This window comes from Panacibacter microcysteis (assembly GCF_015831355.1).
GTDB lineage: Bacteria > Bacteroidota > Bacteroidia > Chitinophagales > Chitinophagaceae > Panacibacter > Panacibacter microcysteis.
Window position 1 is genome coordinate 2838238 of the sequence record NZ_JADWYR010000001.1, and the last position, 14482, is coordinate 2852719.

Annotated in this window: 9 protein-coding genes; 3 read left to right on the forward strand and 6 right to left on the reverse strand. The window is 39.2% G+C overall.

Annotated features, from left to right (window positions below):
- The first annotated feature begins 115 nt into the window (after window positions 1-115).
- Entirely contained in the window at window positions 116-1954 is a 1839-nt protein-coding gene (locus I5907_RS11635) for an AAA domain-containing protein (protein WP_196990880.1), read from the forward strand.
- 9 nt (window positions 1955-1963) lie between these two features.
- On the opposite strand, the gene I5907_RS11640 is transcribed toward I5907_RS11635, so the two are convergent.
- The 6 genes from I5907_RS11640 to I5907_RS11665 all read right to left on the reverse strand — a co-directional run bounded on the left by I5907_RS11640 (window position 1964) and on the right by I5907_RS11665 (window position 12751).
- Window positions 1964-5968 carry a T9SS type B sorting domain-containing protein gene (locus tag I5907_RS11640; protein WP_196990881.1) on the reverse strand — a complete coding sequence of 1335 codons (4005 nt, stop codon included), beginning with the start codon at window positions 5966-5968 and terminating at the stop codon, window positions 1964-1966.
- 778 nt (window positions 5969-6746) lie between these two features.
- Window positions 6747-7442, reverse strand: coding sequence for a tetratricopeptide repeat protein (locus I5907_RS11645; protein WP_196990882.1), 696 nt, complete (start codon window positions 7440-7442; stop codon window positions 6747-6749).
- Between the two features lie 204 nt (window positions 7443-7646).
- Window positions 7647-7946, reverse strand: a complete 300-nt coding sequence (locus tag I5907_RS11650; protein WP_196990883.1) for a hypothetical protein — start codon at window positions 7944-7946, stop codon at window positions 7647-7649.
- Entirely contained in the window at window positions 7943-9106 is a 1164-nt protein-coding gene (locus I5907_RS11655; RefSeq protein ID WP_196990884.1) for a zinc metalloprotease, read from the reverse strand. The genes I5907_RS11650 and I5907_RS11655 overlap by 4 nt, the downstream gene beginning before the upstream one ends.
- 24 nt (window positions 9107-9130) lie before the next feature.
- Complete coding sequence (locus I5907_RS11660) at window positions 9131-10438, reverse strand: hypothetical protein (protein ID WP_196990885.1); 1308 nt, start codon at window positions 10436-10438, stop codon at window positions 9131-9133.
- A 354-nt stretch (window positions 10439-10792) separates the two neighbouring features.
- On the reverse strand, window positions 10793-12751 hold the full coding sequence (locus I5907_RS11665) for a glycoside hydrolase family 97 protein (RefSeq protein WP_196990886.1): 1959 nt from the start codon (window positions 12749-12751) through the stop codon (window positions 10793-10795).
- A 174-nt stretch (window positions 12752-12925) separates the two neighbouring features.
- Here I5907_RS11665 and mqnB point away from each other — a divergent pair, with 174 nt between their 5' ends.
- Window positions 12926-13594, forward strand: a complete 669-nt coding sequence (gene mqnB, locus I5907_RS11670) for a futalosine hydrolase (protein ID WP_196990887.1) — start codon at window positions 12926-12928, stop codon at window positions 13592-13594.
- Between the two features lie 48 nt (window positions 13595-13642).
- A complete protein-coding gene (locus I5907_RS11675; protein WP_196990888.1) occupies window positions 13643-14476 on the forward strand; it encodes a 1,4-dihydroxy-6-naphtoate synthase in 834 nt (277 codons plus the stop codon).
- Window positions 14477-14482 lie beyond the last annotated feature (6 nt).

Genomic DNA, 14482 nt, shown 5'->3' on the forward strand with positions numbered 1-14482 from the left:
TGACACAACAGGCGATGCCATGGAAAACTACTGCCGGTAACATAAAAAAATTACTCATAGCCAGGTACCACAGAATGTTTTTATCGTGCAAGTAAATAGCATGTATTTTCGCGCCATGGCGGCTACACATCCTTACATCAAACGTTTATTGCAATGTATAGCACTGGAAGAGGAGGAACAGGTAAAGCAGTACAGCCTGGATCAGCAACATACGCTGAAAGCGTTGAAGGCAGCGGGTTTGGCCTTGCACCCCATTACCGTAACCCGCAAAAGCTTTGGCTATGCAGATTATCCTGAAATATCTTTCCGGCTAAATTACCCCACAGAGACAAACCTCTTTAAAGATGGTGCGGCCATAGAATGTTTTATGCAGGGAGAGGAGCCGGTAAAAGGTGTGTTGTTAAACCTTGATGGTAAAACCGGTGAATTCAGGCTGTTTGCGCCAGACTTTCCTGACTGGATAGAGGACAATGGTGCAGGTATTAAGTTGTCTCCCGATCAGCGTACCACAGGCATTATGAAGACTGTGCTGAATGACCTGGAAAACAATAAACGTCTTTTTAGTTTGTTTGAGGGCATACACAGTGAATGCGTCTTTGAGCAGCAACACGTAAGCGTTACAACTGAAAATGTGCTATTCAGGAATGATCAGCTTAATGAAAGTCAGCAACAGGCTGTTGCGGCAATGATGCAGAACGAAGGCCTGTTGATTGTACATGGCCCACCCGGCACCGGTAAAACAACTACACTGGCAGAAGCAATCTACCAAATGGTAAGAGCCGGTGAGAAAGTATTGGTGGCGGCGCCGAGTAATACGGCTGTTGATAATATTGCGAAGGTTCTTATACAGCAGGGCTTGCCTATTTTACGGGTAGGGAACACTAGTAAAGTGGATGAGCAAATATTTGCGCATACACCGGAAGGAAGACTGAATAACAGCAAACAGAAGAACGAAATAAAGCAGCTGAAGATACGTGCAGAAGAGTTTAGAAAAATGGCACTTAAATACAAGCGCAGCTTTGGTAAGGCAGAAAGGGAGCAGCGCAATTTGTCGTTTAAAGAAGTGAAAAATATTCGTACAGAAATAAAGCAGCTACAGGCCTATAACGAACAAAAATTGTATGCTGAAGCTTCTGTTGTTCTTGGCACACCGGTTGGTTTGTATGATGCAAAGATCGGGCACCTGAAATTCAGCACGCTGCTGATAGATGAAGCGGGGCAATGTATTGAGCCTTTGGCGTGGTGCATATTTCCGCTGGCAGAAAAGTACGTACTTGCCGGCGATCACCTGCAGTTGCCCCCTACCGTTTTAAGTGATGAGGCTGCGCAGCTTGGTTTAAACAAATCAATACTGGAGGCTGCGATTGGCGCAACAGCCAATGTTTACCTGCTCAATACGCAATACCGCATGCGGCAGGCAATTGCCGGTTTTTCAGGTAATTATTTTTACAATGGTTTGTTGTTAACAGCACCACACCTGGACAATATTGCAGAGCATATTTATTTCATTGATACAGCGGGTTCAGGCTTTAACGAGACCAGTGGTACTGATGGCGTAAGCCTGCAGAATGAAGGTGAGCTACAGGTAGTATTGAAATTAATTGACACAGAAAACCTGGCTGTGCATAATACCGTACTGATATCTCCGTATGCAGGGCAGGTGGCGCTGGCAAAAGAGCTGCTGCCCGCCGCAATGCGCATCAGTACTATAGATAGCTTCCAGGGGCAGGAGAAGGAGATCATAATACTGTCGCTCGTGCGCAGTAACGATGATGGTGCTATTGGTTTTTTAAAAGACTACCGGCGAATGAATGTTGCCATAACGAGGGCAAAGGAAAAACTATATGTAATCGGCGATAGTGCAACGATAGGTGGAGATGCTTTTTACAACTCCTTTTTATCTTATGTTGAGCAACATGGCACATACAGAACGGTATGGGAGTTTGAGGTATAGAAAAAAGTATCATCTTACCAGTATCGCGGTCCCTTTGTATGTTCGTTTTACCTCGAGTTCGTCCACCCATTCGCAGTAGTAAACATAAGCACCTGGTTGTTGTGTAATACTGTTCCTTGTACCATCCCATTTTTTCGTTATATCATTTGCCTGAAAGAGTAAGCTCCCCCAGCGATCGTAAATAATTAGCCTGTAATTTTTGATATTACATCCTGCGTAACGCGGACCAAAATAATCATTTTTACCATCGCCATTGGGAGAGAAAGCGTTTGGGAAAATAACACACTTCGCCAAAGAACTATCGCAATATTTAACTGTAACACTTGTATTTGTATTTACTGTGCAGCCATCTTTGTCTATAGCTCTCAGGTTTATAACAGTATTGCCGGTAAAGTTTGATATATCAGACGTGGAAGGAGTTTGTACATTGTTCCAGTAAAACAGTACCTGCTCGTTGGTGCTTAGAATAGTTGCATTGAAAATAATTTTTTCATTGTAGCACACGGTTGTATCTGCCGGGTTAATGCTAACTCTTAGCGAGTCCGTTTTAGAAATAATAAGTGAGTCTGTAAGTATGCAGTTAAATGCATCTTTTACCTGTATCAACACTTTACCAGGAGCGAGATTATTAACGAGGGTACTGTTGTTAAAAACACCCTCATTACCTGCATATTGAAATGGTGCTGTACCTTGTTGTACAGAATCAATAATTACATAACCTGTTTCAGCTCCGCAAATTGCATTTGTTTGTGTAAAGAATATTTTCTGAGGCCCGGGTATATTGTTTATCTTGAAAGTTCCGGTTATAACACAATCATTGCTGTCTTTGATAATAATGCTTTGAGCTCCGCTTGCCAGGTTTGTAAAACGGCTGTCATTATAGAAATGAATACTGTCCAGCGAGTATGAGAATGGGGCAGTGCCGCCTTCGACAGCAGTTACAAAAATGCTTCCGTCCTGTTTATCGCAATGTGCGCCGGTTACATTCAGTTGATAATTGGTTGGCGGTGTAGCCTGCACTACTATGAAAGAATCTATAAAGCTACATTTAGCACTGTCTTTAACCCTTAATGCATAAGTGCCGGGAGTAAGCTTGTTAAAAGAAGGTGTCGTTGTAAAAGGTGCGCTGTTTAATGCATAAACAAATGGTTGCGTACCGCCTGTGATACTGTCAATTCTTAATGCACCATTTACACCATTGCAGGATACAGTAGTACTTGTAGCAGATATAACAGAAGGACCTTCTTTCGCACTTACAACCACAGTGTCAATAAAGATACAACCATCATTATCTTTTACTTTTAATATATACTCACCCGCTTCAAGACCTGTAAATGTTGATAAGGTGGAAAAAGCTTGCGTGTTTATCGAATATGAGTAAGGTGCCGAGCCGCCTATCACATTACTGACTTCAATAGTGCCATCCTTTTTTTCGCAATGTTCTACGCCTACAGCTATGCCGGCACTATTTACACTGCCCTGGGGGTTTGGGATATTGAATTGAATAGTTGTGTCGCTATAAGAATTTAAATCAGTAAGTTTCACGCTATATGATCCCGGGCAAACGTTGGTTATAACAGGTGTTATATCTCCACGGCTCCACTGGTATGTATAGTTGCCACTACCACAATATGGTATTACACTGAGTGTGCCATCACAGTTACAATTTTTCGGCAGCGTATAAGCAGTATCTGCATTGAGTGAAGAAGGCTTCAGTTGCATGATGTAGGTACTATAGGAATAAGCATCAAAAACACCTCCCTGGAAGAATGCGCCGTTGCCGGGATCTTTTAGCGTAACGTCATTTGTATAAACAGGTGTTTGCTCAATGTTTCCGAAAGTATAAAAAAGGTTGCCTTTGTTATCAACTGCGCATTCGGCATGACTATCTGTAACTTTATTGGTAAAATCACCTAATGAAGTATAAAGATTTTGACCACTGTTTGTAAACGTGAGAAATAAAGGCGCAAAGTTTTGATTTAAAATCTCAGCCTCAACATAATAGCTGCCATTACACGCATCATTTTTTGTAGGAAATGGCCCGTTTGGTACACCAGACAAATATCCATATACGTGAACCAGATTCCTGTATTTTTCGAACAGAACGTATGTAAACCTGGAACTTTTTTGATTGAAATAAGTTGTGGACCATGTAAGATTTGTATGCTCATCAAATCGCATAATAAATCCTCCGTTAGCATTTACATTCTGATTTGGTTCCATGTATGCACCATTCCCCGGATCAACATAGGGATGAGTAAATCCGTAAGGGCTACCTACTACAAATATATTCCCGGATAAATCTGCGGCAACATCTTCTGCAAAGCCTGGTAAATAGGTACCCCACAATAACTGGCTTAAACTGTTAAATTTCATAATGCCTGCAGGTACCCCGTCTGCCGGGCTAAAAAATCCACCAGCATCTTTTAAAGTATAGCCTTCAGATGCCCTTTGTGTCAGCACATAAATGTTGTCATATTTATCAGTTGCAAGTCTGCATTCTTCTCCGCCAGTTAATAGTGTTGACCAAATCAGGTTGCAATTATCGTCAAACCTGGAAATAAAATTTTGCCCTGCCAGTGTGTTAAAGTATGCATTGTTGCCCGGATCTTTCTTGGGTAAAAAGGGTACCTGATCTATATACCCGGTAAAATAAATATTGTCTTTACTATCTGTTTCAACATCTGAAAAAATGATTGAAGTACTTGCAAAGTTGGTGCACCATTCGAGTGCGCCGTCATTGCTAAAGCGGGCAAGAAAATTGGCAGAAATAATAGCGCTGTCAAAAAAGCCACCGTTATTTTTATAAGGTATAGTAAGTTTATCGTCGCCGGCCGCAGCAACGATCAGTGCACCTTTGCTGTTTACGGCAATTTCAGGGTAGCATTCGCCTACTGCAAAATAAGTGGCCCATACTAATTTTTTAGCCGCATCAAATTTCAGGTAAAGGTTACCTCCCAATTCGCTGTCGAAGAGATCTGAATAATACGCCCCGTTACCGGGGTTAGTTGTTGGAAACTGCATATTACCGGCACAGACCAACGATACAAAAATATTCCCCCAATTATCCGTCTCTACATCTGTTGCTACAGTAATGCCGGAAGTGATCCCGTCAAACACTGCTTCCGTTCTTATAAAGCTTCCCCACACAAGATCCGGATCAATGGTAAAACCTCCTTTATTCAAGCGGTTATCAAGATCAAAGGTTATTGTATTGCGTTGTAGTTTATACGCTACTGCAGCATTTTGAAGTAAATGGTTTTCCGAAGTAATCAAAGGTTTACCCTCTTCAATATAGCCAAACTTACTGCTGATATTGAGGCTGCCGGTCTCACTCATTTTAACCGTAGCATTAGATGAGTAGCGGATTTTAATAGCCCCAGCATCGGCATTCTTGTGAACTACAAAATCGTACTTCACCTTTTGTAACGTATCGCCGTTTATGTACAATACCCAATCTATACCCTTATAAATATTTTTAAATGTGATCTTCTTGATCAATTGCTGGTTGGCTACAGCAGCATTACTACTAAAATAGTTGAACACCGTTTTATTGGTAGCATAAACTACTTCTGTGTTTGCAGAATCAATTGTTGCACCAACAAGGTTTACATCAATACGCTCAAGCGCAAAATGAATGATCTTGCTGCTGTCGCTCTTTTCTCCCGGCTTAACTGTATTGTTTGAATGCCTTGCCGGTAATTTCCGGTCTATTACTTTCCTGTACACATAGCTTAAACCCTTGTTGGTAACATAAACACGAACGTCGTTCCTGGCATAAAAAGCAAAGAATACATTTTCTGCTTTTTTACCATGCAAATCACTTACTTGTCCGTTGTTTTGGATAAAGCCTTTTTCATTATGTCCTTCCATGAGCTCGGCCGACAAACCATTATCTGCACTTGAGGATGCTGCCTGTGCAAAAGTTGCAGTTGTAAAAAATGAAAGGGCTAAATATAAAAATAGCAGGAAGATGACTTTTTCATATCGCACACAATTATTGCTACTCCACATTTTTAAGGGTTTGTTGTTACTTACACAAAGATAATTTCGCGCTATTAACTGCCAAAAATTTGACTGCTTTTTTAAATGTAACCAACTGCAATGCTACTATGAAGCTTTCGTTGTGTCACTCACTTGTACGTTCTGTTGTTTATGCGGCAAGTGTTCGGTCTTGTTTAGATATTACGGGCTTCTTGCGATGCTTAATGCCAAGCACTTTTAGTAAAGCGCATGTAAAGTTTTCGCTATTGTTACTTTCCTTCAGCCACTGTAGCAAATATGGAGGGCGAAATAACTATGTAGGCGTACTAGTGCCGTGGTTATAAATTACTGCTTTGGCGCAAGTAGGTTGCGCTGTAAAAGCTAAACTGCATACTTGCGCCAGTGAAACAGGATTGCATACTTGGACCATTTTGGGGCATAGATTTAGTTTGTTTTTGCATCTTAAACCTTGTTTAGTAAACCCGCACAAGATGCTTACGCACAAAGCCACGCCTCATTCTTGCGCTAGCTTTGATTTTTTATTTGACATACTTAGACCAACAGGGGGGAAGCCTACTAATACATCTGAGTTCATGAGAATTTAAATGAGTTGCCGTTAGTTCATAGATTTCTTTTACAATACAAATGTAGATTTTTAAATGATTTTTTTCCAACTACGCAACGTCCCATAGCTAAACACGAAAGGCTATAATGGAGACGTTGCGGCGAAAGAAAGATATTGATTTAACTGTATTGCTAAGAATACCGCAGAGTCCTTGCAGGAGACTTTGCAGAGACGGAAAACACTCTATTTTCCTTCTTTCATTTTTCTCTTTAATACTGCTATTTCTACCAGTAAAAACAATTCTTCGTCATCGCCATACTCATCTGGATATTCTTTGAGAAATTTCATGTACGCTGAGTGCTCAATTCTATAGGCCTTTTCATATAATTGTAATGCTTCGTTGTAATTATGCTGAAGTTCCATTATTTCGCCTTTCAATTCTGTTGCCTTATAATCATCCGGATTCGTTATTAATGAACTGTCAATGTCTTTAAATGCATGAGTGTAATCACCAAGTTCAAAATATACTTCTGCTTGGTAGTAATAAAAATTCGCACTCAAACTCCTATCCATTTTATAAGTTCTGTATTGTATCATTTTTCGCAAACTGTCTTTATCCTTGCTAATAACATAGAATCTCGATGAATCCATATATGTATAGTATCTGTCGCAGCTAGTTACCAAATCAACCATTGTTTCACTGAAAATATCTATAGTAAAATGCTCAAATTTTGCTTCAGCTTCTTTGCCATATTTTAAAACTGCTTTATTAGCTATCACCTGGGCACTGTTTTCAAAAGCCTTATCTAGACAGCCCTGTAAAGGTTTATTTAGTGTAGGAGGTTTTTTGACTTTGTTTTTTTCATAACAATTGCATAAATCAGCTTTTAATGTTTGTAACTTGTGTCTTGTGCTTTTAATAAAGAGGAGACTAAACAAAGAAACAGCAGAGAAATATATTTCATGATTTAGAGTTATGCACTGCAATATAATTATTCGCTTAGAATATTTGCCGTCTTAAGCCTGGTTTAGTTATCATGCACAAGACGCTTACACCAAAGCCACGCCTCAGTCTTGCGCTAGCTTTGATTTTTATTTTAGATATACTTAGACCAACTGGGGGGGAGGAAAGAAATAAGATAATTATTGTGCTTTTATTTTGTCTATCCAAATTGGTAGTCCAGCTAATCTAACATTTTTCAATTTACTTGTATCAATAGTTCCTTCAAAAATTACTTTCAACTTATTCTTCATAAAATTTGTATCCAAATTTACAGGGATATAGGTTTTATTATCTTTTGAATAAATTGCATACGTATTATTGTCCTTATCGACTAACCTAATCTCTCCGACGGAATACACTTTTAATCCATTAGTAGTTTGACTTGATTGTGAGACGGTACAATTTATGAAATAAAAAAAAAGTAAGAAGTTTATTTTCATGCAGGATTTATTATCAAGTAGTATCGAAATTTTATAATGCCTTGTTTTAACCGATCACCTTGCCCAGAAGTCAATTCACTCATACATGCGTCAGGATTATAGCCCATAAAATTTTTAACTGGATCATTTCCTGGGGCTGGACAAGAATTTTCATTAACGTTGCATCCGTAAAAATAACATATTTTTTGCGGAGGAGTATCATCCACTTGATCGCCTGTGTTGCATCCATTATTTAAATCAGAATCGCATGCTATATTTGGATTTCCGCCTTCAAAAGTATGCAATAAACCTAAAAAATGACCTACTTCATGAATTAGTGTTTTACCCTCGTTATACATCCCATTAAAAAAAGTTTCGGGTCCGCCGGATAAAGTATTGTAATTGATGAGAACATAATCCATTGGCGTTCCTTTACTAACATCCCATGGAAAAGTTGCCTCACCAAGATTCTTTAATGACAGAGTATAAACGTTCATAATATTGGTAGGATTATTACTTAATGCTTTTGTCATTTCCACTAAGGCTTGCAGATTACCATTTACGCTAGCGTTATTAAACCAAACATCATTAGTTGTTGTATCAATCGAATTTAATTTAAACGTAATATTGAATTTACTATAAACCATGTTCATTGCTTTAATTTGATCATTAATTCTGACCAACATATTTCCCTGAAGACCAATTCCTTTTCTATTTGCTATAATATGAAAAGCCACAGGTACCTCTACTCTGTAATAATCTAAAGAAACAGTCCTAGCATTTCCTGCACTTGGTAATCGCTCTGCATCAGATGGCGCTCTGTCAAGAGTTCCGCATCTTCTTAATAATCCTAAAAGTGTATCGGGTTTTATTCCAAAATAGCTTTGGTATCCTTTGATTGGCTCCCACTTATTAAGTAAGTTTCTTTCTGTTCTTAATAACTTTTTAAAACTAATTTCATCAGAAATTTCTGTCATCGTTTGTTCTAAAATAGATGGCATTTCAATCTTGTTAAATTCTTCGTTAATTGAAACTGTATCTATTCTTGCCATGGAATCTTGAACAATTTGTTCTAATGCTTCATTATAATCATTCACTTTTGATAAAGCTTCCTCTTTGGGTGTAGATGTGCAACCATATAATAAGATTGCAAACGTGAAATATTCAATTTTTAATTTCATTGATATAATTTTATTATGAGTAGTTTAAAGTTTTAAGCCAGAAATTGCAATTGTAAAAACTGCTGCGGGTTTTCTTTTATAATCAATAACATCTTCTATATTAGTTATATTAGTTGGAAGAGGCTCACCTACGTATGCTCCATTTTTTAATCCTACCGGAGCTAAATTATATCCAAATCCGAAACCTACTCTAATTATACTTTTATACGATAAAGATGGAATTGCAAAAAAGCTACTGGCATTACCTTCAGGTTGCAATGAATATCCTATTCCAAAACCAACACCATATTCCTTAAGTTCACCAAAAGAAGCAAAATTCATTAAAGCCATTGCACCAATATTAAAAATAGCATCATTATCAGGTGCACTTTTTACAAGATTATTTTCTACGGAAAATTTTTGCCGATTGTTTTGGAATATAAGGTTTACTATAGGAACTATCTCAAACCTTTTTCTTACATACAGAGGCAGAATTACAGCGACTTCTTCATTTAATAATTCTCTGTCAATATTGTCTTTATCATTGACTTTTGTTATTATTAATTTTACCGTTGTTTTTTTGTTTTCTTTGACAGGTACCTGAAATCTTATTATCCTGTCACGTTTTGTTACATCAATTATTTGCTTAACTAATGATGCTAAATTATTGTTTAAGTGTTGAAAGGCTTCTTTGAATAATCCTTCTAATGTTGGATTAGAGCCAACAGCTCCTAAATTTAAATCGGTATTAAAACTCCCATCTTTAATGGCAGTTTCAAGCATGTCATTTAAATCTTTCTCTAATGTTTGACTATTGAAATGACCTTTGTCTAAGGAAATTTTTTGTATTGTTTCAATTGCAGCTCTAAATCCTCGTCCATCATTATTGATTGACCTGTCAAAAGCTTCTTTCACAGATTCAGGCTGATCAGATTTTTGAATTGCCAGTTTAGCAGTCTTTATTTCGCCATGTAATGTTTCTAAAGATGTTTTATATTGATTAAATGTTGTAGGAGCAATCCGCGCACCTTTAAAATGGTCAGAAATTTCTGGCATAGAAGTTATTAATTTTACTAACTCTGAAAATTGATCTGAATAATCATCTACAATATCTACGTCTTCTGTCTTAATTTCATAGTTGTAAAAAAAAGGATTCGGGTTTAGTATACTTATTGAAACAATTCCGTCTACATTTCTAATTATTTTGACTGGTTCTTTGCTGACATCTTCTAATTTCTCATTTTGTTTTAAAAAAACGGATTCAGATTTTTCGCCATGGTATATCCTTACGTCTTGGCTATAAATGGCTTGTTTAAAGAAAATAGAGAGTCCAATAAAAAATACCTTTTTCATAAATTTAATTTGAGTTAAATAAAATAATTTGACTTTGAAAACTTTATTAATCGACACTTAATTGCACATAGATGAAAAGAGACGTTTTTAAACACCTTTTTAAATCTGAAAAAGACAACTTCATTGATGAAGTAACCTTTTTCACCATAAGTGCATTAACAACAAAACTCATAAACAAGAAGGAGGAACTATGCTGACAAATAGAGGATTATACAAAGGAATTGGGTTAAACACTAAACTAAAATATTAATTATTCTTAAATTTTTAAGCAATTTTTTTAGAAAATTTATATTATGATGCACAAGAGTGCGACGCAACAGCCGATGCCATAAAAAAATACTGCTGGTTACATCATTATTCTTTCCTCAATCGCACCAGAAACCCTCCACCGGGTGCAAGATGTATTTGCAATGCATCATTAGCGACCAATGTTGTTTCTTCAATCACATAATCCATTGCATTGCGGTGTGCATTAATGCCGTCTTTGCAAATGGTTGCGTTGTATTTGCCTGCCTCAAGAAAAGATAGATCAAGTTGCAGATCTCTGGCGGTGCTGTCTGTCATGCCCGCAATAAACCAATTGTTGCCATGGCGGCGGGCAGTCACTATATATTTCGCAATAGCAGCATCAGCTATAACTGTAGTATCCCAGGTGGTGGGTAGGCTGCCGAGTAGCTGCATAAAGGCGGGCTCAGTTAGACCCTGCGATGGATTACCACTGAATATCTGCAATGGATTATCGTACACGACAAACATGGCGAGCTGCTGGCAGCGTGTGGTCTGGCTCATTACTTTACCCCATATCGGGCGAAACTGCTGCGGTGTGGCATTGTCGAGTAAGCCGGGCTCATAATCCAGCGGGCCGGCAAGCATACGCGTAAAAGGAATAGTAAGGTTGTGTGTGGCCGAAGGTTTATCGCTCCAAGCATTGTACTCACTGCCCAGTATTGCTTCTTTGGTAATGCAGTTGGGATAAGTGCGGTTGATACCTTTTGGCGGGTAAGTGCCGTGGAACATGATCATGATCTTTGCATCAGCACAGGCCTGTGCTATACGTTTATGAAAGTTAACAGCGGGCTGGTCATCCCGGTCAATAAAGTCTGTCATAATAAAATCCACACCCCATCTTTGAAACTGTTTCAGGGCGCTGTCCAGTTGTCGGTCGAGGGTCATAGCCAGCGTCCACATACTCAGTTTAATACCTTTTGATCTTGCATAGGCGGCAATGGTATCCATATTAATGTTTGGATTGATACTGAAAAGGTCTTTGGTATTGCTCCAGCCGGCATCCATCATAATACGGTCAAAGCCGAATTGCTTCGCGAAGTCGATATAGTATTTATAGCTTGCTGTGTTTATGCCGGATTCAAAAGGTACATTAAAGAGGTTTACATCAATGATCCATTCATCGGTGCATTTGCCCGGGTGTATCCATGATGCATCACGCACAACAGAAGGCTCAGCGAGCCTGTACACCAGGTCGTTGGCCGGTAATTCCTTGTCTTTCTTTGCAACCAGTAATGCACGCCACGGAAAGTGGCGTGTACCGTTTGTACGGGCAATGTAACCGGCTCTTTTTGTAACAATCTTTTGCGGGTAATCTCCTTCTGCTACTTTTTCTTCAAGCGGGTATGGTGCAAAAGTCGCACTGAAACTGTTTGTACCGGTGCCCTGTAGAAACATGCCGGGATAATCATCAAGATCAGATTCTGTAATGGCAACTTTGATGTTGTTTGCCTCTGCAAGTACAGGGGTAAACATATACTGCGCATTGGTAAAACTGTCAACAGGTTTGTGTGCATACAATTCTTCAAAGCTGGTATGGTACACATCCTGCCCGGGGCGTTTTACTACCAATGGTGCATAGGCAACAGCGCTACTGCCAAAGTTGAACTGCGCTGTTTCATTAATTACTGTAACGGAATCTTTGAACGTGGTTGCCAAACGATATGCCACACCATCATTATAGGCCCTGAAAATAACTGCTATATTGTTTTTGAATGTGATGGTAAGTTCATTGTAGTGGTCGGGAATATTTTTTCTGCTTACCGGCACCTGCGCCACTATGGTTTCATGAACAGTTCGTGTTTGTGTGCGCTTTACTGCAAATGTTGTTGCAGGTGTATTGGCAAAATCCAGGTTTATCAGGGAAGGCGACAGTATTGGCCTGTTATCAACCAACAACTCCCAACTTAATTGTGGTGCGGTGTGAATAATGGTTTTGATGGTATTGTCAGGAGACAACAACTGGTAAGTCTGGGCATTGGTATTGATCAAAACAACGAGGAAGCATAACACTATCAAAGGTTTCATATGCAGCTTTACTTTAGTGCGGAAAGCTATCTGTTTTTTTGCTGCGCAGGAAACATTTTATTCGTTTCTGCAAGTTAATGACCAGGCTGTGTCAGGCACTACAAAGAAAGTTGCCCGCAAGCCCTGTTCTGTAAACATTTTCCACCATTTTTGCGGGATACAAATTACCATTCCATGCGCATCTACATTACAGCAGCCACAATTGAAGAATGGATGCCTTCTTTTCTTAAGATAGATGCGTTGTACACCTCTGAAAGTAAACGCATGAAGGTTGTATTTCACCAGGGTGGCGTGGGTATGCTTGCCAATGCAGTGGCTTTAGCAAGACTTGTGTACGAGGATAAACCCGATCTTATTGTGCAGGTGGGTATTGCAGGTTGTTTTGATCATGCTGTGCCTTTGGGGGCCGTGCTGGCAGTAAAAGAGGAGATACTGGGTAATACCGGCGTGGAAGAAGAAGGTAAATGGAAAGATATTTTTGATCTTAAACTGGAGAAGCCGGGCTACCCGCCGTTTGAGAAAAAACGGTTACCCAATCACCACCTCGAAAAATATAACCTGTTGCAACTGCAGGAAGTAACGGCCATTACAGTAAACGAGGTTTCAACCAGTGCACAACGCATACAGTTACTCGCTAAAAAATACAATCCTGTACTGGAAAGCATGGAAGGCGCAGCATTGCATTATGTATGCAGGGAAATGAACATCCCTTTTTTGCAAATGCGTGCTGTAAGCAATTACATTGGTGAGCGCGACAAGACAAAATGGGCCATCGGCACAGCTATCACCAACCTCAACAACAGCGTGATGGAATATATTCACAAACTATATGAAATGGGTTAACGTGTTTTAAATGTTCTGCCGGTTAATTTTGCAGCTATTCACATTGTTATGAAACTTACACTTGGTTTTTCTCCATGCCCAAATGACACCTTCATTTTCGATGCACTCGTAAACAATAAGATTGATACCGGGGGGCTTGTCTTTGATATGGTGCTGGAAGATGTACAAACGCTCAATGAATGGGCAAAGCAAGGCAGGCTTCATCTTTCAAAGATCAGCTATGGTGTGTTACCACTGGTGTTGAAAGAATATATTGTTTTAAACAGCGGTGGTGCATTGGGAAAAGGAGTGGGGCCATTGCTTATCACCAAAGATGCATCAACAGTTATCAACAATGAAAGTACTGTGGCCATTCCTGGTTTGAATACTACAGCGCACATGCTTTTTTCACTGGCATACCCGCAGGTAAAAAATAAAGTGTTCAAAGTATTTCATGAAATAGAAAATGCAGTTTTAAGTGGAAGTGTTGATGCAGGTGTGATCATTCATGAAAACCGTTTTACGTATCACCTGAAGGGTTTGCACAAAGTGGCCGACCTTGGCGAATACTGGGAAACACAAACCCATGCGCCAATACCACTGGGTGGCATTGTGGCGCGCAGGAACCTGCCTGTAGCTCTTATACAACAAGCCGATAAGCTGATAAAGCAAAGTGTTGAACATGCGTATGCCAATCATCATGAGCAACTGGCGGAGTATGTAAGCATGCATTCGCAGGAAATGAGTGAAAGTGTTATGCGGCAGCATATAGATCTTTATGTAAACAATTATTCTGTCGATCTTGGTGCTGCTGGCAAAAAAGCGGTAGCAGCTTTTATTGAAGTATTCGAAAAGATCAACAATACCAGTATTGCCAAAGACAATATTTTTATCGCATCTTAAATTAAA

Excerpts from the sequence above, each read along its gene's own strand:
- I5907_RS11660 (WP_196990885.1), bottom strand. The coding sequence starts at position 10,438 with ATGAAAAAGGTATTTTTTATTGGACTCTCTATTTTCTTTAAACAAGCC.
- mqnB (WP_196990887.1), top strand. The coding sequence starts at position 12,926 with ATGCGCATCTACATTACAGCAGCCACAATTGAAGAATGGATGCCTTCT.
- I5907_RS11665 (WP_196990886.1), bottom strand. The coding sequence starts at position 12,751 with ATGAAACCTTTGATAGTGTTATGCTTCCTCGTTGTTTTGATCAATACC.
- I5907_RS11655 (WP_196990884.1), bottom strand. The coding sequence starts at position 9,106 with ATGAAATTAAAAATTGAATATTTCACGTTTGCAATCTTATTATATGGT.
- I5907_RS11635 (WP_196990880.1), top strand. The coding sequence starts at position 116 with ATGGCGGCTACACATCCTTACATCAAACGTTTATTGCAATGTATAGCA.
- I5907_RS11640 (WP_196990881.1), bottom strand. The coding sequence starts at position 5,968 with ATGTGGAGTAGCAATAATTGTGTGCGATATGAAAAAGTCATCTTCCTG.
- I5907_RS11675 (WP_196990888.1), top strand. The coding sequence starts at position 13,643 with ATGAAACTTACACTTGGTTTTTCTCCATGCCCAAATGACACCTTCATT.
- I5907_RS11650 (WP_196990883.1), bottom strand. The coding sequence starts at position 7,946 with ATGAAAATAAACTTCTTACTTTTTTTTTATTTCATAAATTGTACCGTC.